Source organism: Bradyrhizobium sp. F1.13.3, assembly GCF_040548265.1.
Taxonomy (GTDB): domain Bacteria; phylum Pseudomonadota; class Alphaproteobacteria; order Rhizobiales; family Xanthobacteraceae; genus Bradyrhizobium.
Window position 1 is genome coordinate 79,281 of record NZ_JBEPRI010000021.1, and the last position, 19,357, is coordinate 98,637.

The 19,357-nt window shown below is 64.5% G+C and carries 19 protein-coding genes; 8 read left to right on the top strand and 11 right to left on the bottom strand.

What is annotated here, in order from left to right:
- Positions 1-63: 63 nt before the first annotated feature.
- The 3 genes from ABIB66_RS37140 (at position 64) to ABIB66_RS37150 (ending at position 3,297) form a co-directional block, all read left to right on the top strand.
- The gene (locus ABIB66_RS37140) at positions 64-1,533 is read left to right on the top strand and encodes a CHAT domain-containing protein (RefSeq protein WP_354237402.1); all 1,470 of its coding nucleotides are present in this window, start codon (positions 64-66) and stop codon (positions 1,531-1,533) included.
- Between the two features lie 19 nt (positions 1,534-1,552).
- Positions 1,553-2,791 carry a hypothetical protein gene (locus ABIB66_RS37145; protein ID WP_354210020.1) on the top strand — a complete coding sequence of 413 codons (1,239 nt, stop codon included), beginning with the start codon at positions 1,553-1,555 and terminating at the stop codon, positions 2,789-2,791.
- Between the two features lie 149 nt (positions 2,792-2,940).
- Positions 2,941-3,297: a hypothetical protein gene (locus ABIB66_RS37150; protein ID WP_354210021.1), complete on the top strand. Its 357-nt coding sequence runs from the start codon at positions 2,941-2,943 to the stop codon at positions 3,295-3,297.
- Between the two features lie 144 nt (positions 3,298-3,441).
- Here the strand turns inward: ABIB66_RS37150 and ABIB66_RS37155 are convergent, their stop codons facing one another.
- Both ABIB66_RS37155 and ABIB66_RS37160 read right to left on the bottom strand, forming a co-directional pair.
- Positions 3,442-3,846 (bottom strand): (R)-mandelonitrile lyase, encoded by a 405-nt coding sequence (locus tag ABIB66_RS37155; RefSeq protein WP_354210022.1) that lies wholly within the window; start codon positions 3,844-3,846, stop codon positions 3,442-3,444.
- A 25-nt stretch (positions 3,847-3,871) separates the two neighbouring features.
- Entirely contained in the window at positions 3,872-4,570 is a 699-nt protein-coding gene (locus ABIB66_RS37160; RefSeq protein WP_354059388.1) for a ribonuclease activity regulator RraA, read from the bottom strand.
- 247 nt (positions 4,571-4,817) lie between these two features.
- Here ABIB66_RS37160 and pxpB point away from each other — a divergent pair, with 247 nt between their 5' ends.
- The 3 genes from pxpB to ABIB66_RS37175 are packed head-to-tail and all read left to right on the top strand — an operon-like array spanning position 4,818 to position 7,386.
- Positions 4,818-5,549 carry a 5-oxoprolinase subunit PxpB gene (pxpB, locus tag ABIB66_RS37165; RefSeq protein WP_354059386.1) on the top strand — a complete coding sequence of 244 codons (732 nt, stop codon included), beginning with the start codon at positions 4,818-4,820 and terminating at the stop codon, positions 5,547-5,549.
- Complete coding sequence (locus ABIB66_RS37170; RefSeq protein WP_354059384.1) at positions 5,546-6,583, top strand: 5-oxoprolinase subunit C family protein; 1,038 nt, start codon at positions 5,546-5,548, stop codon at positions 6,581-6,583. Before pxpB ends, ABIB66_RS37170 begins: the two co-directional genes overlap by 4 nt.
- A gap of 32 nt (positions 6,584-6,615) precedes the next feature.
- Entirely contained in the window at positions 6,616-7,386 is a 771-nt protein-coding gene (locus tag ABIB66_RS37175; RefSeq protein ID WP_354210023.1) for a LamB/YcsF family protein, read from the top strand.
- On the opposite strand, the gene ABIB66_RS37180 is transcribed toward ABIB66_RS37175, so the two are convergent.
- The 5 genes from ABIB66_RS37180 to ABIB66_RS37200 form a co-directional block, all read right to left on the bottom strand.
- A complete protein-coding gene (locus tag ABIB66_RS37180) occupies positions 7,387-7,539 on the bottom strand; it encodes a hypothetical protein (protein ID WP_007590908.1) in 153 nt (50 codons plus the stop codon).
- Positions 7,540-7,739: 200 nt separating this feature from the next.
- Entirely contained in the window at positions 7,740-9,359 is a 1,620-nt protein-coding gene (locus ABIB66_RS37185; protein WP_354210024.1) for a sulfite reductase subunit alpha, read from the bottom strand.
- Positions 9,356-11,137, bottom strand: a complete 1,782-nt coding sequence (locus ABIB66_RS37190; RefSeq protein ID WP_354059379.1) for a NirA family protein — start codon at positions 11,135-11,137, stop codon at positions 9,356-9,358. The genes ABIB66_RS37185 and ABIB66_RS37190 overlap by 4 nt, the downstream gene beginning before the upstream one ends.
- Before the next feature lie 331 nt (positions 11,138-11,468).
- Entirely contained in the window at positions 11,469-12,632 is a 1,164-nt protein-coding gene (locus ABIB66_RS37195) for a CmpA/NrtA family ABC transporter substrate-binding protein (RefSeq protein WP_354210025.1), read from the bottom strand.
- On the bottom strand, positions 12,629-13,219 hold the full coding sequence (locus tag ABIB66_RS37200; protein ID WP_354258205.1) for an ANTAR domain-containing response regulator: 591 nt from the start codon (positions 13,217-13,219) through the stop codon (positions 12,629-12,631). The genes ABIB66_RS37195 and ABIB66_RS37200 overlap by 4 nt, the downstream gene beginning before the upstream one ends.
- Before the next feature lie 111 nt (positions 13,220-13,330).
- Here ABIB66_RS37200 and rimO point away from each other — a divergent pair, with 111 nt between their 5' ends.
- Entirely contained in the window at positions 13,331-14,656 is a 1,326-nt protein-coding gene (rimO, locus tag ABIB66_RS37205; protein WP_354128242.1) for a 30S ribosomal protein S12 methylthiotransferase RimO, read from the top strand.
- Positions 14,657-14,715: 59 nt separating this feature from the next.
- On the opposite strand, the gene ABIB66_RS37210 is transcribed toward rimO, so the two are convergent.
- The 3 genes from ABIB66_RS37210 to ABIB66_RS37220 all read right to left on the bottom strand — a co-directional run bounded on the left by ABIB66_RS37210 (position 14,716) and on the right by ABIB66_RS37220 (position 16,618).
- Positions 14,716-15,153, bottom strand: coding sequence for a carboxymuconolactone decarboxylase family protein (locus tag ABIB66_RS37210; protein WP_354210026.1), 438 nt, complete (start codon positions 15,151-15,153; stop codon positions 14,716-14,718).
- Positions 15,086-15,517: a MerR family transcriptional regulator gene (locus ABIB66_RS37215; RefSeq protein ID WP_275171114.1), complete on the bottom strand. Its 432-nt coding sequence runs from the start codon at positions 15,515-15,517 to the stop codon at positions 15,086-15,088. The genes ABIB66_RS37210 and ABIB66_RS37215 overlap by 68 nt, the downstream gene beginning before the upstream one ends.
- A 153-nt stretch (positions 15,518-15,670) precedes the next feature.
- On the bottom strand, positions 15,671-16,618 hold the full coding sequence (locus ABIB66_RS37220) for a hypothetical protein (protein ID WP_275171384.1): 948 nt from the start codon (positions 16,616-16,618) through the stop codon (positions 15,671-15,673).
- 404 nt (positions 16,619-17,022) lie between these two features.
- Here ABIB66_RS37220 and ABIB66_RS37225 point away from each other — a divergent pair, with 404 nt between their 5' ends.
- A complete protein-coding gene (locus ABIB66_RS37225) occupies positions 17,023-18,219 on the top strand; it encodes an acetylornithine transaminase (protein ID WP_354210027.1) in 1,197 nt (398 codons plus the stop codon).
- A 93-nt stretch (positions 18,220-18,312) separates the two neighbouring features.
- Here the strand turns inward: ABIB66_RS37225 and ABIB66_RS37230 are convergent, their stop codons facing one another.
- A complete protein-coding gene (locus ABIB66_RS37230; RefSeq protein WP_247499072.1) occupies positions 18,313-19,287 on the bottom strand; it encodes a quinone oxidoreductase family protein in 975 nt (324 codons plus the stop codon).
- Positions 19,288-19,357 lie beyond the last annotated feature (70 nt).

The window sequence follows — 19,357 nt, forward strand, 5'->3', positions numbered from 1 at the left end:
CACGACAAGCAGCTGATGACTACGGACCAGACCAACGAGTGGCTCATTGCGAACGACACCGAGTTGCTCGTCCTCGATGCCGGATTGCCGATGGACCCGCGCGTCCATCGCGACACGCGAACGACAGTCGCCGCGCAGGATTTGCTCAGCACCGTCGTGCAGGCCCGAGACCCTCACACGTCCGTCCTCGTCATCGCTCCGTCGTTCGGGGCCTGCCCTGATCTCGAGCAGGAGTGCAGCAGAGCCGACAACGCTCTGATCCTGCCAATGGACGCCCTGCAGCTCCACCGGCATCGAATCCTCAGGCCGTTCATTGCGATGCTGACCGGGCATCCCGATGAGAAGGGCGCCATTCCTGGCGCGTTCCGGGTGATCGAAACGGAAATCCATAGCGCCAAGGTAGAATGCCGTCTCGGAACCGGCGACGACGGCTCGCCAATGCTGCGCTGGAACACAGTCAGCGATCTGGATGATCTGAAGTCTGCCGCCCGGGATTATGGGCGGGACGAGATACCCCAGGACCGCGCGGATGCGGGTCACTGGATCGGCACCAGCCTGCCCAAGAACTGGCTCGCCCAGACGCGGGGTGTCGGAACACGGCTGTTCAAGAGCTTCGTCGTCAAGGCGATCGGCGAGCACCTGTTTTCGCAGATCGAGAGGGCGGCCGGTGGGCTGGCAGGACTGTCGTTCCGCTTCGTGATCAACGATGCCGGATATTATCCTGTCCCCTTCGAGGCGAGCGTGCGGTATCTCGCTGAAGAGAACGGGCCATTCGTGCTTCTTCATGCCCCGATCGTCCGACGCGTGCCGTCGGTTATTCGGCTGCAGAGAGGGGCGAGAGCCGAGCGCGGGCGCATCGAGCCAGGCTCGAGGCTCATGTTCGTTCGCTCGCAGGTCGGCGAGCACCCAGACCGCAAGCTCGAACGGGTGATCTGTGACGGCAAGACGTTCGACAAGCTCGGCAATATCGACGTTGAACTCCGATACCTGAAGGAATTGGCCGCCACAGGGTGCTTCGAGCTGGAGGTTGTCGACCTCTCCGGCACTCCCGGCAATGAGGCCGTGCCCCATTTGCTGCAGCGGCTTGCTCATTTTCGGCCGTCGATCCTCCACTACGCCGGCCATGCCTGGAGTGACGGCCAGAAAACCGTGTCTCTCGTCCTTCCCGGCACAAGGCCGGAAGAAGCGATCGGGCTGAAGCTCGACAGAATGGTCGCATCCGAAGGTCTTTCGTCGACCACGCTGGTCTATCTCTCCGCTTGCCGCGGCATCTCCAGGGGCAGCGTGCAACAGCTGGTGATGAACGGAATCCCCTATGCCTTGGGATTCCGCTGGAACGTGGAGGATGACCGCGCGCCTCATTTCGCCAAGGCGTTCTACAGCGAACTGCATGAAACGCGGTCCGTTTGCCTTGCGTTCCGGAAGGCATGCCGAGCTTCTTGGGAGCGTCTCGCCGACGACGAGGACAGCCCGATCTGGCTTTCGCCCATCTTGCTCGCGCAGTCGACGGATTGGGCAACACGCTGCAATTGAGCCGAGATCGGATCCTGTCATGACTGTCTGGACCACATTCAAGAACACTGTCGAACATTGGGCGAGCCGCGAATTGAAGCGTCCCTATGTCGGCTATGTGCCCGCTTCTGGCGACAACGCGATTTCGACGGGAGCAGCCTTCGTTCCCGAAGCAAGCTACTTCGGACTCCGCATGGTCGAGATGGGACTGAGCGAAGGCGGCAAATTCTTCAGTTCGTTCCTGCCGCTTGGCGTCGTCCTGACGGAGTTCAGCTTTGGCGACGGCCGGCAGCGCAGGCCGACGATCTTGAGCAATGACGAGATCGCCGCCCAACTCAAGTCCGCGGGGGCGGCTGCTCCGGGCTATATCGAGTTCAGGAATATCTACGCCGTCAGGCGCGCGCCCATGAAGGAAGACAATCTGTCCCTGTTCGTGGGCCTGTTCCGCCTGCCCTACCATGACGTCGCCCAGCAAATCCTGCAACTTGCGGCCGACCTGACGACGCAGACCGGGCTGGTGCCCGGCGTGTCGGAGGGCGTGCGTGTCGCAGAAAAAGTCTACGACCGCGTCGCTGGCTTGTTCGGACTCAACATCGTCACGCCACTGTTGTCCTATGCGGACGGAAACGCGCTCGGCCGCAGCGGCTATCTCCTGGTCGCAGGCCCCGAACTCGACGAGGCCGCGGCAAAGCGATTGGTCGTCACCGACGACCAGCTGTTGTCGGACGGCAAGCGTGTCGCCGGATTGAACTACTGTCTGCTCGCCGTCGAGTTTACGGGCACTCTGTTCGCCGACGGACCGGACACGATCAATCCGCTGACGCAGCTGGGCTTCCATCGGCGCTGGCAAGACGTCGCACGCGTCGTCATGATGCGAGATTTCGACCGTGCAGAGGAGCAGATGCTGGCGTTGCGCTCCGAGGTCATCACGTCGCCGGAATTGGCTGAAAACGATCGCCTCATCGCCATCGGCGCCTACCAAACGAGCTTCGACAAGCTCGTCGAACGAATGACGCCGAAAAACGCCCACCGCGGCTCACGGGGACCTCTCTTGAACGGAGCCCTCGGCAAAAGCGCAACGCCGGCCGTGGCGCAGGTTCTGGGAGGGATGCAGCTCAGCCTCCTCTCCGGCGTCACCGGAGCCCCGGACGATCCGGACAGACTTTTCGCATCCGAGGCGTCCGAATTGAGGAAAACGATCGCCAAGGTGGCGCGGGTCGATGCCAACTCCGCCGTTGCGCTAGCGCGCGTGCTCGATCGCACTTCGACGTCAAAATGACCGTTTATGGCAGGCCCGTCCGGGCTTGAAGCCGAGCAAACCCATTCCGACACCCCGGAACACTGCTCCGGTGAGGTGCGTGACGCCCCTCACATCGTCCGCCCGCCGCGTCTGTCATGGTGCCCCCGGATCAACCCAAGGGGCGTGTCATGAACGGATTTCGCAAGGGTCTCTTCGTCACCATTGTCGCCATCGCCTTCCCGCTGACGCAGGCAGGCGCGGCCACCTCCACCTTTGACGGCGCATGGAATGTCCGCATCTCGTCATCGAGCGAGACCTGCGGCAACGGCGCAACGGTCGCGATCGGGATCAGCAACGGCCAGATCGCATCGAGCAGCGCCGTGGTGTCCGCGTCGGGCCGCGTCGCGGACGCCGGCAGCATCAACGTCACCTTGAGCACCGGCATCAAGCGCGCCGTCGGCTTCGGCCGGCTCAGCGGCACCTCTGGCTCCGGCACGTGGCGCGGCAGCATGTGCAAGGGCACGTGGACGGCGGAGCGGATGTAAGTGCTCTTGTCCCGGACGCGGTGCAGCGTGCAACGCTGCTCCGCAGAGCCGGGACCAAGCATTCTTCGTGGGTCCCAAATCGCTGAGTCCCGGATCGGCGCCGCATCGCCTTGCGGCGACGCGTCTTGTCCGGAACACGAGACGCTAGCCGACCGGAGCCCCATACTCGACGTCGGTCACCGGCTCCAACCAGGTCGAGAACACGCCGTCGAGCGCTTCCTGCATGGCGATGTGGGTCATGCCGTTGGTCGGCGACCCGCCGTGCCAGTGCAGCTCGCCCGGTGGAATCCAGACGGTGTCGCCCGGACGGATTTCGATGACAGGCCCGCCCTTGGTCTGGACCCGCCCGACCCCCGAAATCACATAGAGCGTCTGCCCGAGCGGATGGTGATGCCAGTTGGTGCGCGCACCCGGCTCGAACGAGACGCGCGAGCAGTTCAGCCGCGCCGGCGCGGGCGCCATGATGACGGGGTCCTGCCAGACCGTGCCGGTGAAGTGTTCCCCGGGCGCACGACGGGTCGGCCGCGTGCCTGCAACAGTGATCTCCATTGGATTTACCTCACTTCTTTCCCGGTCACTTCTTGCTTGCGGCGTAGCGCGCCTTGGTCTCGGCGTTCATGGGATAGAGGCCCGGGAGCACCGCGCCATTGTTCACCTCGTTGACGATCCAGGCTTCCATCCGCTCCTGCTCGACACCCTCGTTGAGCACGTGCTCGAGCATCGCCTGCGGGATCAGCACGCAGCCGTCCTGGTCGGCGACCACGATGTCGTTCGGGAAGACCGCAACGCCGCCGCAGCCGATCGGCTCGCCCCAGCCGACGAAGGTCAGACCGGCAACTGACGGCGGCGCGGCATAGCCGTCGCACCAGACCGGCAGATTAGTGCCGAGCACGCCCTCCACGTCACGCACGACTCCATCGGTTACGAGTGCGGTGACGCCGCGCTTCATCATGCGCGCGCACAGGATGTCGCCGAAGATGCCGGCGTCGGTAATGCCCATGGCGTCGACCACGGCGACGCAGCCCTCCGGCATCGCCTCGATCGCGGTGCGGGTCGAGATCGGCGACGACCAGGATTCCGGCGTCGCCAGATCCTCGCGCGCCGGCACGAAGCGCAGCGTGAAGGCCGGTCCCACCAGGCGCGGCAGACCCGGGCGCAGCGGACGCGCGCCGCGCATCCAGATGTTGCGCAGGCCCTTCTTCAGCAGGACCGTTGTGATGGTGGCAGTGGTGATGCCGGCGAGGGTCTTGCGGGCTTCGGGGGACAGCGACATGGAAACAGACGAGCTCCGGATGGGCGGGAAAGAACGCGCGCATCTTGCGGGGTGCGGGCCTTGCGTCAAGGGCCAACAAGCTACCAATCATGCAGGGCCGCAGCGCTGTTATGCGTCGCGATAACAAGGCATTATCGTCTCCCCCTGCATTAATTTATTGGACTTGCGGGCGCATTTACGCGAAGCAGGAACAAGCGGACCTCAAGGCCGAGCCCGCGTATCTCCAGAAGCCCGATTTCGACAGCCCATGTCCGCGACGCTTCCCCCGCCCCGCCTTCTGCCCAGTGGCGACAGCGCCGTCACGGTCGAGTTCAGCCGTACCATTGACGACGACGCCAACCAGCGCGTGCTGGCGCTCGACAAGGCGCTCGCGGCAAGCGCGATCGATGCCATCACCGAGTCCGTGCCGACTTATCGCTCGCTGCTGGTGCATTACGACCCGGGCAAGATCGGCTTCGACGCGCTCGGCGAAAAGCTGCTCGCGCTCGCCAGCCAGCCGCTGCCGCCGGCCACCAAAGCGCGCCGCTGGCGTATTCCCGTCGCCTATGGCGGCGAGCACGGCATCGACCTCGAGGACGTCGCGAAGGCGCTGAATACCACACCCGACGACATCGTCGCGCGTCACGTCGCCGGCGACTACAAGGTTGCCATGATCGGCTTCACGCCGGGGTGGTCCTATCTCAGCGGCCTCGACAAATCCCTGCAGATGTCGCGGCGGCAGAATCCGCGGCTGCTGACGCCTGCCGGCACGATCTCAATCGGCGGCATCCAGGCCGGAATCCAGTGCCTGGCAGCGCCGAGCGGCTGGCACCTGCTCGGCCGCACTCCAGTGCGGACCTATCAGCTCCACCGCAATCCGACCTTCCTCACCGAACCCGGCGATCGCGTGACGTTTTTCGCCATCGACCACAAGACGTTCGAGGAACAGGACCGCGCCGCCGAAGCCGGCGAGATCATTGCCGAGCAGGTGGTCGCATGAGCCGGCTCGTGATCGCCAGCATCGGGCCTGCAAGCTCGGTCCAGGACGGCGGACGCCATGGAGCGCAGCGCTATGGCCTGACGGTCAGCGGCGCGATGGACCGCCTCTCGCTCGCGGCAGCGAACACGCTTGTCGGCAACGAACCGTTCGCAGCCGTTGTCGAGGTCGGCCCGTTCGGCGCCTCGTTCACCGCGCGCGACGGTGCCGTGCGCGTCGCCATTTCAGGCGCGCCGCGCAATGCGGAAATTGCCGGCAGTCCGGTCGCCATGGACACATCGGTGACGCTGAAGGACGGCGAGACGCTGACGCTGGGTTTTGCCCGCGGCGGGGCGTTCACTTATCTGGCGATCGAAGGCGGGATCAAGGGCGAGCCGGTGTTCGGCAGCCTTGCGGTCAACGCCCGTGCCGGTCTCGGCAGCCCCTACCCGCGCCCGCTGCAGGCCGGCGACGAATTCACCGTCGATGCCGCAAGCGGTGCACCGGACCTGCGCATCGAACTGCCGAAGCCATCGAGCGGTCCGATCCGCGTCCTGCTGGGACCGCAGGACGACGAGTTCGACGACGCCAACAAGGCGCTGTTCCTCGACAGCGAGTGGAAGATCTCGGCGACCTCCGATCGCATGGGCTACCGGCTCGAGGGCCCCGCGATCAAGCATCTGCATGGCCACAACATCGTCTCCGACGGCACGGTCAACGGCAGCATCCAGGTGCCCGGCAACGGCGCGCCGATCGCGCTGATGATGGATCGCGGCACCTCCGGCGGCTACCCGAAGATTGCGACCGTGATCACGGCCGATGTCGGCCGTCTCGCGCAAACCTCGGCAGGAACCGCGTTCCGCTTCAAGGCGGTCAGCATGGCCGAGGCGCAGGACGAGGCGAGAAAATTCGCGCAGCTGATCCGCAACCTGCCCGATCGCCTGCGCTCCGCCGACACCGTCGCGCTCAACATCGAAGCGCTCAGCGATGCCAACGTCGCGGGCTATGCTGTCAGTGCCGTCGACGCCCGGACCTGGCAGGTTGCGGCCGAGCCGTAAACGACAAGACGACCAGAGATGGAGAGCACCCCATGAAGACGATCGATCTCAATTGCGATCTCGGCGAAGGTTTTGGCGCGTGGGAGATGGGCAACGATGCCGCCATGATCGAACTGGCGAGCTCGGTCAATGTCGCCTGCGGCTTCCACGCCGGCGATCCCGATATCATGCGCCGGACGGTCGAGCTGGCGAAGGCGCGCGGCGTCTCGGTCGGCGCGCATCCTGGCTATCGCGACCTGCACGGCTTCGGCCGCCATCCTATCGCGGGCCTGAAAGCCTCCGAGATCGAGAACCTCGTCGTCTACCAGATCGGCGCCCTGCAGGCGATCGCGACCGCGGCCGGCCACAAGGTGACGCACGTGAAGGCGCATGGCGCGCTCTCCAATGTCGCCTGCGAGGACGACATGACCGCGAAGGCGATCGCCGCCGGCATCAAGGCGGTCGATCAGAGCCTGATCTTCGTCGTGCTCGCCAATTCGAAGCTGGTGAAGGCCGGCGAAGCCGCCAATCTGCCGATGGTGCACGAGGTGTTCGCCGACCGCGCCTATGAGGACGATGGCAATCTCGTCTCGCGCAAGAAGCCGGGTGCGGTGCTGCATGACGCTAAGGCGATCGCCGACCGCGTGGTGCGCATGGTACAGGACGGCGCGGTGGTCTCGGTCACAGGCAAGGTCATCAAGATGCGCACCGACACGGTGTGCATCCACGGTGATACGCCGGGCGCCGTCGACATCGCGCGCGGTTTGCGGCAGGCCTTGAAGGATGCAGGGATCGAGGTCGCGCCGTTCAAGCGCGGGGCGTGATCAGAACGGGTGCACCGACAGCGTGCCGAACACGATCGCGGCGATAACCGCGAAGGCGCTGTACATCGCGGCATGATGCACGCTCGCCCCGGTCCGCCGCGAGAGCGAACGCGCGTAGAAGTGCAGCCGGGCTTCCGCCGATAGTTCGCGCATGGTCGATCTCCAACGCCCCATATGCGGGATTATGAGGGATCAACCGGGGTGGCGGGCAAGAGACCCGCGGAAATAGCGATGCGGGTTCTCTGAAAACCCCGCATCGCAGGACCAAATTCTACCCGCCCGCAGGTTCCGAGAATCTTATTCGTTCAAATCCGAGCCAGTTGGAACCGGCTCGGATGACGGTGGGATGACAGCTAGTAGACGTCAGCCTGGAAGCGGCCCGTCTTCTTGAGCTCGGCGACAAAACTGACGGCTTCGTCGGTCGAACGCGCCCCGAACTGGGCGACGATATCGACCAGCGCGCGCTCGACGTCCTTGGCCATGCGCTTGGCATCGCCGCAGATGTAGAGATGCGCCCCCTCGGCAAGCCACGTCCATAGCTCGCGGCCGACCTCGCGCATGCGGTCCTGCACGTAGAACTTCTTCTCGCCGTCGCGCGACCATGCCAGCGACATGCGCGTGAGCAGGCCCGAGGTCTTCATCGCGTTGAGCTCCTCCTGGTAGAAGAAGTCGCAATCGCTGCGCTGGTGGCCGAAGAACAGCCAGTTCTTGCCGGGCGCACCGGTCGCCTTGCGGTCGAACAGGAAGGCACGGAACGGCGCAATGCCGGTGCCGGGGCCGATCATGATGATCGGCGTCTTCGGATCCTGCGGCAGGCCGAAATTGTGCGCCTTCTGCACATAGACCTTGAGCTTCTCGCCCTCGGCGATGCGCTCGCCGAGGAAGGTCGAGGCGACGCCGATGCGCTTGCGTTTGCCGATCACGTAGCGCACGGAATCGACCGTCAGCGAAAGCTTCCCAGGCGTCGCATTGTGCGAGGACGAGATCGAATAGAGCCGCGGCTGCAGCGGCTCAAGCGCCTCGACGAAGGCTTCAGGATGCGGCCGCGTACCCGAAAACTTCTGCAGCGCAGCCATGACGTCGAGCGCGGCGGCGTCGCCATCGGGATCCTCGCCTTGCGCCAGTGCCCGTGCCCTCTCGCGCTGCGCGCCGCCGGTGATGAAGGAGAGCAGTTCGAACAGCGTGTCGGGCGCCGGCGAGAGCGAAACGTCGTCGATCAGCACCTCACGCAGCGTCTTGCCGTTGACCTTCGTCGTGTGGGAGGCACCGAGCAACGCGATGACCTGGTCGACGAGGCCGAGCTCGTTGCGGGCGAACACGCCAAAACTGTCACCGACGACATAGTCGAGCTTGCTCTCGGAAAGATCGAACTCGACGTGATAGGTTTCCTTCTCCGACTTTCCCTTGTTGAGAAGACGGCGCGACAGGAAGGTCGCCGCAACAGGATTGTCGCGCGAGCGGCCGGGCTCGGCGATCGTCACGGTCACGGCGGGGGCCGCCACCGCGTCGACCTTGTCGGACGCCTTGTCGCCAGCCTTGGCCGCCGGCGCCTTGTCCAGCTCTTCGTGCAGCGACTTCAGCATCCGCGCGGTTTCCTTGCCGCCGGGGACGCAGAGGTTGAGCCGCGCTTCACTGCGGCTCGCGATCGCCTCCGAATAGTCGTGGCAATTGTAGCCGCACTGCCCGCAATCCTGCTGCGCCATCGCCGCCATCATCTTGCGCCGCACGGGACGGCCTTCGGCGAGCTTCATCCGATCGGCGATCGGCATGGTCTGGTCGTGCCAAGGCGCTTCACCGTCGTCACCATCACCGGCTTGCATGACCGCGGCGCCCTGCTCGGCCGACAGCGGCGCGGCCGCGTCAGGCGACAGCAGCCCGGCAAAGAAGCCGTTCAGCCAGGAGCGTTGGGCGTCGGAGAACGGGGCGCTCGTGGGAATGATGTCGATTTTCGGCGGAGGGCTGATCTGGTTCATGAAGACACCTCGGCATCGGCAAGCTTGCGCAGCGTCTCGCCGTCGTGGCGGCGCGCAAAGGACAGGAAGGTTTCGTCGGAAGACGAGCGATGGGCGATATAGGCCTTGAGCAGTCCTTCGACTGTCTTCGGCGCGTCCTCGGCCTTGAGGTCGTGATAGACCTCCTGCCCGACGTCGGCGTCAGGACCGAACCCGCCGCCGGTGAAGAGATGATAGCCCTCGACCGTGTCCTCCTCGTTGACAGGCACGCGCGCCCCGATCAGGCCGATGTCGCTGATGTAATGCTGGGCACAGGAATGGTGGCAGCCGGTGACGTGGATGTTGACCGGCTTGTCCATCTCGACGCGCGGCTCGCACCAGTCGCCGATCTCGGCGGCGTGGCGCTTGGTGTTGGAGGCGGCGAAGCGGCAACCGGCATTGCCGGTGCACGCGATCAGGCCGGCGCGGATGTGCGAAGCCTCGACCGCAAGCCCGATCTGCTTGATCGCCGCGATGGCAAGCTCGACATTCTCGTCGCGCACCCCTGATATCAGCAGGTTCTGCCAGACGGTCAGACGGATCTCGCCGTCGCCGAGGTCCCGCGCCACCTTGGCGAGGCCCCGCATCTGATCGCTGCTGATCTTGCCGAGCGTCAGCGACACGCCGATCCAGTTCAAGCCGTCCTGCTTCTGCTTGTGCACGCCGATATGCGCCATGCGGTCCGCGGCCGGCCGCGGCGCAAACGCCTCTTCCGGCACGCGCGTGAATGGTGTCTTCAGCCGTTCCTCGACGATCTTGAGAAAGCCGTCATGGCCCATGGCGTCGAGCACGTATTTCAGCCGCGCCTTGTTGCGGTTGGTGCGGTCGCCGTGCTCGATGAACACGCGCACGATGGCGTCGGCAACGGCGGTGGCGTCTTCAGGCTTGACGACGATGCCGGAATATTTGGCAAAGTCCTTGTGGCCGGTGATGCCACCGAGGCCGAGGCGGAACCAGATCCCGGGCTCGACGCCGAAGCCGTCCTGCACCTCATATGCCGTGAAGGCGATATCATTGGTCTCCTCGAGCACGGCGATCCTGCCGGCGCCGTCGAAGGCGACGTTGAACTTGCGCGGCAAGCCATACAGCGAGCGATCGTTCAGGATGTGGTAGTGCCACTCGCGCGCATAAGGCCGCGTGTCGATCAGCTCCTGCGGGTCGATGCCCGCCGTCGGCGTTCCCGTCACGTTGCGGATGTTGTCGGCGCCGGAGCCGCGCGAGCACAGGCCTAAGTCCTGAATGCCTTCGATCAGCTTCACGGCGTTCTTCGGCGGGATCTCGCGAAGCTGCAGATTGGCGCGAGTCGTGACGTGGCTGTAGGGCCCGCACGTTTCATCGGCGAGATCGGCAAGGCCGGCCAGCTGCCAGTGCTTCATGATGCCGTTCGGAATGCGCAGACGGCACATGTAGGAGTCCTGCGTCGGCGCGACGTAGAAGATGCCGTAATAGCGCCAGCGGAAATTGTCCGCCGGACTCGGCGGCGTATTGTCGAGCGCCTGCTGGCGGAGACGCGGATAGGCATCGAAGGGATGCTCGTCGCGCTTGACCTTCTCCTGGTCGGCGAGCTTCTTGCCCGCCGCGATGACCTTGTCCTGCGCCTTGATGTGCACGGCATCGGGACCGGTGGGCTCGGCGTTCGCCTTGCCGGCGCCGCCGCCAAGACCGCGACCGACGCGACTGATCTGCAGACCGGTCGTGAAGCCTTCGAGGTAGCGTTTCTGGTCGTCGGTAAAGTCGACTGAGACGGTGTCGATTTTCATGGTCAGTAACGAAGCTCCTGCGGCCACCTGAGTGGTATCGACGGAAAGTGCACGACCCGCGAGGAGCTCGGCTGGCTCGAGAGCCGGCTGCGCACCCAACGGTCCGATCAGCTTCGTTGCTGGGGACTGGCGCAGCAGGCATCTGTGACAGGCTGGCCGCACTGCAACATTCAATTTGCGTGCCAGCTTTGACGAAATGAAAATGTGTCTAGTATCAAGCAGCTAAGAGCACAAAAGGGAACTCAGGGCCCTGGAGCTCTTACGAAATTCGAGCAGTCGGCCTAAAATTTAGACGCGGATCCCCAGCGCTCAAAAACGATGCAGGCCCGAATCACGCCTTCCAGCGACCCACCTCGAAGACCTCAAGATGACCCCGAATATTGGCGGGATCAAAAGCCGGCCCGGCGAATGCGCCGAATGCCGCGGGGGCCTGGCCGGGGGGCTGGCGGCCGAGGGCGCCGTCGTAGAGGTCGGGCCTGAACACGGCCATGGCCGTCTTGACGCCGTCGGGCGTCAGCGTCGTCTGCCCCCAGCGCACCATCTGCGCATAGAGCCAAGCGGCCTGGACCGGATCGGGGCGCCCTGCTTCCTCACGTCCCACCAGAAGGTAGCTGCCGCTCTCGCGAACGGTGCCGTCCGGCGAAATCTTGAGGCGCCCGGTGAGGGTGCGCTGGATGACTTCGGCATCGACGCCGATCCGCTCGGGCTGCGCCAGGATCTGCGCCGCTTCGGTCCGGTTTTCCGGATGCTCGATGAACTCCGCGGCTTTCACCGCCGCGCGCACCAGGCTCGCGACCACGTCCGGATTCTTGTCGGCCCAGACCTGGCGGAGCGCCAGCACCTTCTCCGCCGCATGGGCCAGGATGTCGGAGACGAAATGCAGGATGTGGCCGATCCCGAGATCGACCGCGATCGAATTCCAGGGCGCGCCGACGCAGAACGCATCGACATGACCGTTGGCGAGACTGTCGACCATATAGGGCGGCGGCAGCACCACCAGCCGCACGTCCTCGTCGGGATCGACGCCGGCCGCCGCCATCCAGAACCGCAATTGATAGTTGTGGGTCGAGAACGGGAAGGTCATACCGAAGGTCAACGGATCGGCCCCCGCTTTGCGCCGCTTGGCGACCACGCGCGCCAACGCTTTTGCCGTGGCGAGCGGATCGAAGCGGTCGCCGTCGATCTCCTCCATCAGCGCGGCATGAAGCGCCGGCGAGACCGTGATCGCATTGCCGTTGATGCCGAGATTGAAGGGCGCCGCGATCGGCACCTTGACATGACCGAGCCCGAGCGAGGACGCAATCGCGACGGGCGCGAGCAGATGCGCGGCGTCGAACAAGCCGATATTGAGCTTGTCGCGGACGTTGGACCAGGAGACCTCGCGGACCAGTTCGACCTCGAGCCCTTCGGCCCCGGCAAATCCCTTGTCGACGGCGACGATCAGCGCTGCGGCATCGACCAGCGGAATGAAACCGATGCGGAGGGGAACGGTCATTTCAGCATCTCCGACGCGGTGATGATCGACTGGGCGATCTCACCGATTTTCTTTTTCTCGCGCATCGCGGTAGAGCGCAGCAGCACATAGGCCTCGTCCTCGGTCAGGCCCTTCACCTTCATCAGGATGCCCTTGGCCTTCTCGATGACCTTGCGATCCTCGAGCTGCGACTTGGTGCGCTCCAGCTCCTCCTGGAGTTTTGCGAAGGCATTGAAGCGCGACACGCAGAGGTCGAGGATAGGCTTGATGCGCTCCTTCCTCAGCCCGTCGACGATGTAGGCGGAGACCCCCGCCTCGACTGAAGCCTGGATCGAGGATGAATCGCTCTGATCGACGAACATCGCGATCGGGCGCCGCACGGCGCGGCTGACCTGGAACATCGCTTCCAGCACGTCGCGGCTGGGGTTTTCCAGATCGATCAGGATGATGTCAGGGTCGACCGCATAAATACGGGCGAGCAGGCTTTGCATCTCGCTGATATGGACGATCTTCGTGAATCCGGCCTCCCGCAACCCTTCCTCGAGGATCGCAGCCCGGATCGGGCTTTCGTCGACGATCACGATTTTGGGCGACTGTTCGGCGCTCATTGCTCACTCACCACCAGTGATTCATCCATAGCATGCCCTCAGGCCCTGCAAAGGGTTGTAATTATGGGCAATTGGGACTAGCTCAACCCTGTCAATCAGGCAGATTTGGATATGGATCAGACGGCTGCGCCCAAGGTCAGCTTCGTGTCGCTCGGGTGCCCCAAGGCTTTGGTGGATTCCGAGCGCATCATCACGCGCCTGCGCGCCGAGGGTTACGAGCTCGCCCGCAAGCATGACGGCGCCGACATCGTCATCGTCAACACCTGCGGCTTCCTCGACAGCGCCAAGCAGGAATCGCTCTCGGCGATCGGCGAGGCCATGGCCGAGAACGGCAAGGTGATTGTGACCGGCTGCATGGGCGCGGAACCCGAGCAGATCGAGCAGGCCTATCCCGGCGTGCTCTCCATCACCGGCCCGCAGCAATATGAGAGCGTGCTGGACGCCGTGCATCGCGCGCTGCCGCCCGCCCACAATCCGCATCTCGATCTGGTGCCGCCGCAGGGCATCAAGCTGACACCGCGCCACTACGCCTATCTGAAAATCTCCGAGGGCTGCAACAACCGCTGCACCTTCTGCATCATTCCGAAGCTGCGCGGCGATCTCGTCTCCCGTCCGGCCAACGACGTGCTGCGCGAGGCCGAACGCCTGGTCGACGCCGGCGTCAAGGAACTGCTGGTAATCTCGCAGGACACCTCGGCCTACGGCGTCGATCTCAAATACGCCGAGAGCCCGTGGAAGGATCGCCAGGTCCGGGCCAAATTCATCGACCTCGCGCGCGAGCTCGGCGAATTGGGCGCCTGGGTCCGCTTGCAATATGTCTACCCCTACCCGCATGTCGACGAGGTCATCGCGCTGATGAACGAGGGCAAGGTGCTGCCCTATCTCGACATCCCGTTCCAGCACGCGAGCCCCGAGGTGCTGAAGGCGATGAAGCGCCCGGCGGCGCAGGACAAGACGCTGGCGCGCATCAAGCGCTGGCGCGAGCAATGTCCCGATCTCGCTTTGCGCTCGACCTTTATCGTCGGCTTCCCCGGCGAGACGGATGCCGATTTCGCCTATCTGCTCGACTGGCTGGACGAAGCCGAGATCGATCGGCTCGGCTGCTTCAAGTACGAGCCGGTCGCCGGCGCGACCGCGAACGCGATCGAGAACCCCGTGCCGGAAGAGATCAAGCAGGAGCGCTACAACGCGCTGATGGCGCGCCAGCAGAAGATTTCCGCGCGCAGGCTGAAACGTAAGGTCGGCACGCGCCAGCAGATCATCATCGACGAGGTCGGCCCGACCGTCTCAAAAGGCCGCTCCAAGGCCGATGCGCCGGAGATCGACGGCGCCGTCTACCTGTCGAGCCGCCGCCCCTTGCGCGTCGGCGAGATCGTCACCGCGAAAATCGAACGCGCCGACCAGTACGACCTGCACGGCAGCGTCGCGGGATTCTGAGATTCCGCCTGCGGCACACCGGCAAGACCGGCGCGCCTCAGGCATTCCACCAGCCGGCGTCAGGCTGGGCGTGCCGAACATGTCACTTCTCCCGACGCCTGCTGTTCGTCACGCGCGGCGAATACTTCCTTGGCTGCGAACAGCCCGTTCAGCGCCGCCGGGAAGCCCGCATAGACGGCCATCTGCATGATGATCTCCACGATCTCGTCGCGAGACAGCCCGACGTTCAGACCCGCCTCGAGATGCACCTTGAGCTGAGGCGCGGCATTTCCGAGCGCCGTCAGCGCGGCGATCGTGGCGATCTCTCGATCGCGCAGGCCGAGGCCGGGGCGGCAGTAAATGTCGCCGAACGGAAACTCGATCACGTATCGTGCGAAATCCGGAGCGATGTCGGCGAGTGAAGCGACGACCTTTTCGCCGGCGCTGCCGTCAATGCGTGACAGGGCCCGCTGGCCGCGATCGAACCGGCTTGCGTCTTGTGTTTGGGCGTGCGTCATTTTCCTTCGTCCTCTGTTCGTCGCTGGCATAGCCGGCGATCTTGGTATCAAGGACGAGCAGGCATTCCTGGAGTTCGGCGATCTGCGTGCGCACCTGTTCGCGGTGGACTTCCAGCATCTGCCGCCGGCTTGTGCCGGTAGCGTCGCCTTCGTCACGAAGCGCCGCGTAACGCAACATGTCCCGGATCGACATTCCCGTGGTCTTGAGCCGACCGAGGAATTCGATCCATCTGAGGATCGATGCGTCAAAGTCACGCTGGCCGGAGCGATCCCGGTCAGCGTATGGCAGCAGCCCGATGCGCTCATAATAGCGCAGCGTGTGCGTCGACAGGCCGGTCCGTTTTGCGAGGTCGCCGATCTTCATGTGTGCCCGTTCTCGTACTGACGCACGTACAGATACCCCTTCGAGCGCGCTCTAAGTCAAGATCGAAGGTGCCGTTCCCGCAACGTCGTGATAGCGCGGCAGCGGAACATTTCGGTGCGCGAGCTGGGCGGCAGCATCGCGGGATTCCGAGCTTCAGGATCCCGCTAGCCATTTCGGCACCCAGCGCTCCGGCCGCGGCGCGCAGGCAAGATCAGCTTGCGCCTCCGAGAGCAGCGCAGGCTCGCCGCCGATGCTCGGGCGCAGATCGTATTCGAAGTTCGGCATGACGCGGCCGTCGGCATAGAGGCCGAATTTCATCGCGTACCACAGCCCGAGCTCGGGCTGCGCGCGGCGCATCTCCTCGCGCAGATCGCGCAGCAGGGATTCGATCGAGGCGGCTTCCTCGAACGCCTGCGGCCCGCGCGTCAGGACGCGCGCCTGGTATTGCCTGCCGACGATCGCGATCTCGAAGCTCGTCCTGTCCCAGGGCTTCTTGCCCTTCGGCAGATGCGCGGCGAGGCGCCAGCCGAGTTCGGCCATCAAGCGATGATTGGCCCAGTAGTCTTCGCGATCCCGGCTCCATTTTTCCATGAAGCCGCGAAAGTCGGGCAGCTCCGACGGATCGTCATCGGGCGCCACCATCTCCCCGCTCAGCCGCCCGGTGAGCCATTGCGCGAGCTCGACCGTCTGACATTCGACTTCGTCGTGCGGCTTCAGATCGCTCCAAGCATTGTCGAATTGTTGCGACGTCAGTTTTGCGAGCAGGCCATCGAGGCTTGGCGCCAGCAGCTCGTAATCGCCCTCGGACCCAAGCCCCACGATCGGCGGATTGTCGCGGTCGAGACCCGCGCCATACCAGCCGCCAACAGCCGAGCCATCCGGCAGCCGCATGAACAGCGAAAACCGGTCGCGCAAGGGACTGCCGTCGACAATCGGCGCCTGATCGGAAAACTGGCCCTGCAGCGAGAAGCAGCCGACGCTGCCCCAGGGGCGCCCGTTCAGCCATCCGGCGAAGTCCAGCAACAGCGACGGCGCCTCGATGCCCGGCGGAAACGCGCCGCGAATGCTGTCGAGGTCGATCGGATAAGGCGTGTCGGACAAGGCTTTAAAAACAATCTGGTTGGTCCCGCCCCTCTTGGTCCGAACCGTCATGCGTTCGGTTCGAACCAATTCGCGTGCTGTGATCACAAACGCGCTAGGGACGTAATGGTTTCCAGGGGCGCATCTTTCACCTACCCCATGCACGCTGCGCGTGTGGCCTGTAAAGCGCCCGCTTGACAAGCCGTGCCATTCGCATGTATTGCCGCGCCCCATGATCAACGCTCGGACCCATCAGCGCACCGAAATGCTCCGCCGTCGCTTCCGCGACGATGAGAGGGTGCGCCATGTCCGACGACGCCGCTGAACCACTAAGTTCAGCCCCGTTCTCGAAAAGGCCGCACCCGCAAGGTGCGGCCTTTTTGCTTTTCCCGCGGCCTTTCCACCCACCTCCAGAGGAGTTCGACATGACCAACGCCACCCATCCGTATGCCGCGTTGATGGACATCACCGCCCGGCCCAAGACCGTGTTCGTCCGCGGCGCCGGCTCCTACCTCTGGGACGACAGCCGCAAGCGCTATCTCGATTTCGTGCAGGGCTGGGCCGTCAACTGCCTCGGCCACTCTCCGCCCGCGATCGCCGACGCGCTTGCCGCGCAGGCCAAGCGGCTGCTGACGCCGAGCCCGGCCTTCTACAACGAACCCAGCCTGAAGCTCGCTGAGCAGCTTGTCGCAAACAGCGCGTTCGACCAGGTGTTCTTCGCGAATTCCGGTGCGGAAGCCAACGAGGGCGCGATCAAGCTCGCGCGCAAATATGGCGGCATCCATCGAGGTGGCGCGTTCGAGATCATCACCTTCGAGGGCGGCTTTCACGGCCGCACGCTGGCGACGATGTCGGCCTCAGGCAAGAAGACCTTTGAGCCGCTGTTCGAGCCGAAGGTCGCCGGTTTCAAGAAGGCGAAGCTGAACGACATTGCGTCAGTCGAAAAGCTGATCAACGACAACACCGTCGCCGTGATGCTCGAGCCGATCCAGGGTGAATCAGGCGTATGGCCGGCGACCGATCAGTTCTTGCAGGAGTTGCGCGCCCTCACCCACGCGCACGGCCTCCTCTTGATCTTCGACGAGATCCAGACCGGGATGGGCCGAACCGGCAAGCTCTTCCACTACGAGCACACCGGCATCGCGCCCGACGTCATGACGCTCGGCAAGGGCATCGGCGGCGGCGTGCCGCTCGCAGCGTTGCTCGCGACCGAACGCGCGGCCTGCTTCGAGCACGGCGACCAGGGGGGCACGTTCAACGGCAACCCGATCATGTGCGCGGTGGGGCTCGCGGTGCTCGACGAAGTCAGCAAGCCGGATTTCCTCAAGACGGCGACCGAAACCGGGCTGCTGCTCGAAAGCGAATTGCAGAAGGTCTCGGCGCGCCACGGGCTCGGCGAAGTGCGTGGCCGGGGGCTCCTGCTCGCGCTCGACCTCAAGCTGCCGATCGCACCCGGCATCGTCGCACAGGCATTCGAGGCCGGCGTGCTCCTCAACGCGCCGCAAGTCGACACGCTGCGCTTCATGCCGGCGCTGAACGTCACACGGGCCGAGATCGCCGAGATGATCGATTGTCTGGACGGGATTTTGACCAGGGCCGGCGCGGCACGGCGCGTGGCGTAAGCTCGTCATTGCGAGGAGCGCAGCGACGAAACAATCCAGACTGCCTCACGGAAAGATTCTGGATTGCTTCGCTTCGCTCGCAATGACGGTGAGTTACGGCTTCAAGATCGACGCACCCGTAGTCTTGCGGCTTTCGAGATCGATATGCGCCTTGGCGGCGTCCTTGAGCGCGTAGGCATGGTTGATCGGCACGTGCAGCTTGCCGTTGATGACGGCGGCAAACAGCGTGTCGGCGCCTTCGAGCAACTCCTTGCGCGTACCGATATAGTCGTTGAGCTTCGGCCGGGTCGCAAACAGCGAGCCGTGAGTGTTGAGTTCGGCGATCGAGAATGGCGGCACCGGGCCTGAGGCATTGCCGAAGGAGACGAACATCCCGCGCGGCTTCAGGCAAGACAGCGAGCCCGGGAACGTCGCCTTGCCGACGCCGTCATAGACCACGTCGCAGCCCTCGTTGCGGCTGATCTGTTTGACGCGCGCGACGAAGTCTTCCTCGTTGTAGAGGATGACATGGTCGCAGCCATTGGCCTCGGCAAGCGCAGCCTTCTCGCGCGAGCCGACGGTACCGATGACGTGGGCGCCCATTGCCCTCGCCCATTGGCAGGCGAGCAAGCCGATGCCTCCCGCCGCGGCATGGATCAGCACGCGATGATGCGGCTCGACCTTGAAGGTCTTGTGCAGGAGGTACCAGACCGTCAAACCCTTCAGCATCAGTACGGCGCCCTGCTCGTAGGTGATGTGGTCGGGCAGCTTGACCAGCCGCTCCCAGGGGATGTTGCGCTCCCCGGTATAGGCGCCGAGATTGTGGTAGTAGGCGACACGGTCGCCCGGATGGAAATTCGTCACGCCCGGCCCGACCGCGACGACTTCGCCCGAGGCTTCGTTGCCGGCGATGAAGGGCAGCCCCGGCGCCTTGTAGAGGCCGGTGCGGTAATAGACGTCGATGAAGTTCAGGCCGACGGCATGCTGGCGGATGCGCACCTCGCCGGGCCCGGGCGCCGGAACATCGACGCTCTCATAGACCAGGGCTTCGGGGCCTCCGACCTTGTGCACACGGACGGCTTTGGTCATCACCTGACCTCCTCTTCTGGCGGGCCAGCGAAAGACATCGCGCCCGCCTTGTCAACTCGACGCCGGCTGG

Bases quoted from the DNA above. Each gene is read 5' to 3' on its own strand.
- ABIB66_RS37145 (WP_354210020.1), top strand. From the start codon at position 1,553: ATGACTGTCTGGACCACATTCAAGAACACTGTCGAACATTGGGCGAGC.
- ABIB66_RS37150 (WP_354210021.1), top strand. From the start codon at position 2,941: ATGAACGGATTTCGCAAGGGTCTCTTCGTCACCATTGTCGCCATCGCC.
- ABIB66_RS37155 (WP_354210022.1), bottom strand. From the start codon at position 3,846: ATGGAGATCACTGTTGCAGGCACGCGGCCGACCCGTCGTGCGCCCGGG.
- ABIB66_RS37160 (WP_354059388.1), bottom strand. From the start codon at position 4,570: ATGTCGCTGTCCCCCGAAGCCCGCAAGACCCTCGCCGGCATCACCACT.
- pxpB (WP_354059386.1), top strand. From the start codon at position 4,818: ATGTCCGCGACGCTTCCCCCGCCCCGCCTTCTGCCCAGTGGCGACAGC.
- ABIB66_RS37170 (WP_354059384.1), top strand. From the start codon at position 5,546: ATGAGCCGGCTCGTGATCGCCAGCATCGGGCCTGCAAGCTCGGTCCAG.
- ABIB66_RS37175 (WP_354210023.1), top strand. From the start codon at position 6,616: ATGAAGACGATCGATCTCAATTGCGATCTCGGCGAAGGTTTTGGCGCG.
- ABIB66_RS37180 (WP_007590908.1), bottom strand. From the start codon at position 7,539: ATGCGCGAACTATCGGCGGAAGCCCGGCTGCACTTCTACGCGCGTTCG.
- ABIB66_RS37185 (WP_354210024.1), bottom strand. From the start codon at position 9,359: ATGAACCAGATCAGCCCTCCGCCGAAAATCGACATCATTCCCACGAGC.
- ABIB66_RS37190 (WP_354059379.1), bottom strand. From the start codon at position 11,137: ATGAAAATCGACACCGTCTCAGTCGACTTTACCGACGACCAGAAACGC.
- ABIB66_RS37195 (WP_354210025.1), bottom strand. From the start codon at position 12,632: ATGACCGTTCCCCTCCGCATCGGTTTCATTCCGCTGGTCGATGCCGCA.
- ABIB66_RS37200 (WP_354258205.1), bottom strand. From the start codon at position 13,219: ATGAGCGCCGAACAGTCGCCCAAAATCGTGATCGTCGACGAAAGCCCG.
- rimO (WP_354128242.1), top strand. From the start codon at position 13,331: ATGGATCAGACGGCTGCGCCCAAGGTCAGCTTCGTGTCGCTCGGGTGC.
- ABIB66_RS37210 (WP_354210026.1), bottom strand. From the start codon at position 15,153: ATGACGCACGCCCAAACACAAGACGCAAGCCGGTTCGATCGCGGCCAG.
- ABIB66_RS37215 (WP_275171114.1), bottom strand. From the start codon at position 15,517: ATGAAGATCGGCGACCTCGCAAAACGGACCGGCCTGTCGACGCACACG.
- ABIB66_RS37225 (WP_354210027.1), top strand. From the start codon at position 17,023: ATGACCAACGCCACCCATCCGTATGCCGCGTTGATGGACATCACCGCC.
- ABIB66_RS37230 (WP_247499072.1), bottom strand. From the start codon at position 19,287: ATGACCAAAGCCGTCCGTGTGCACAAGGTCGGAGGCCCCGAAGCCCTG.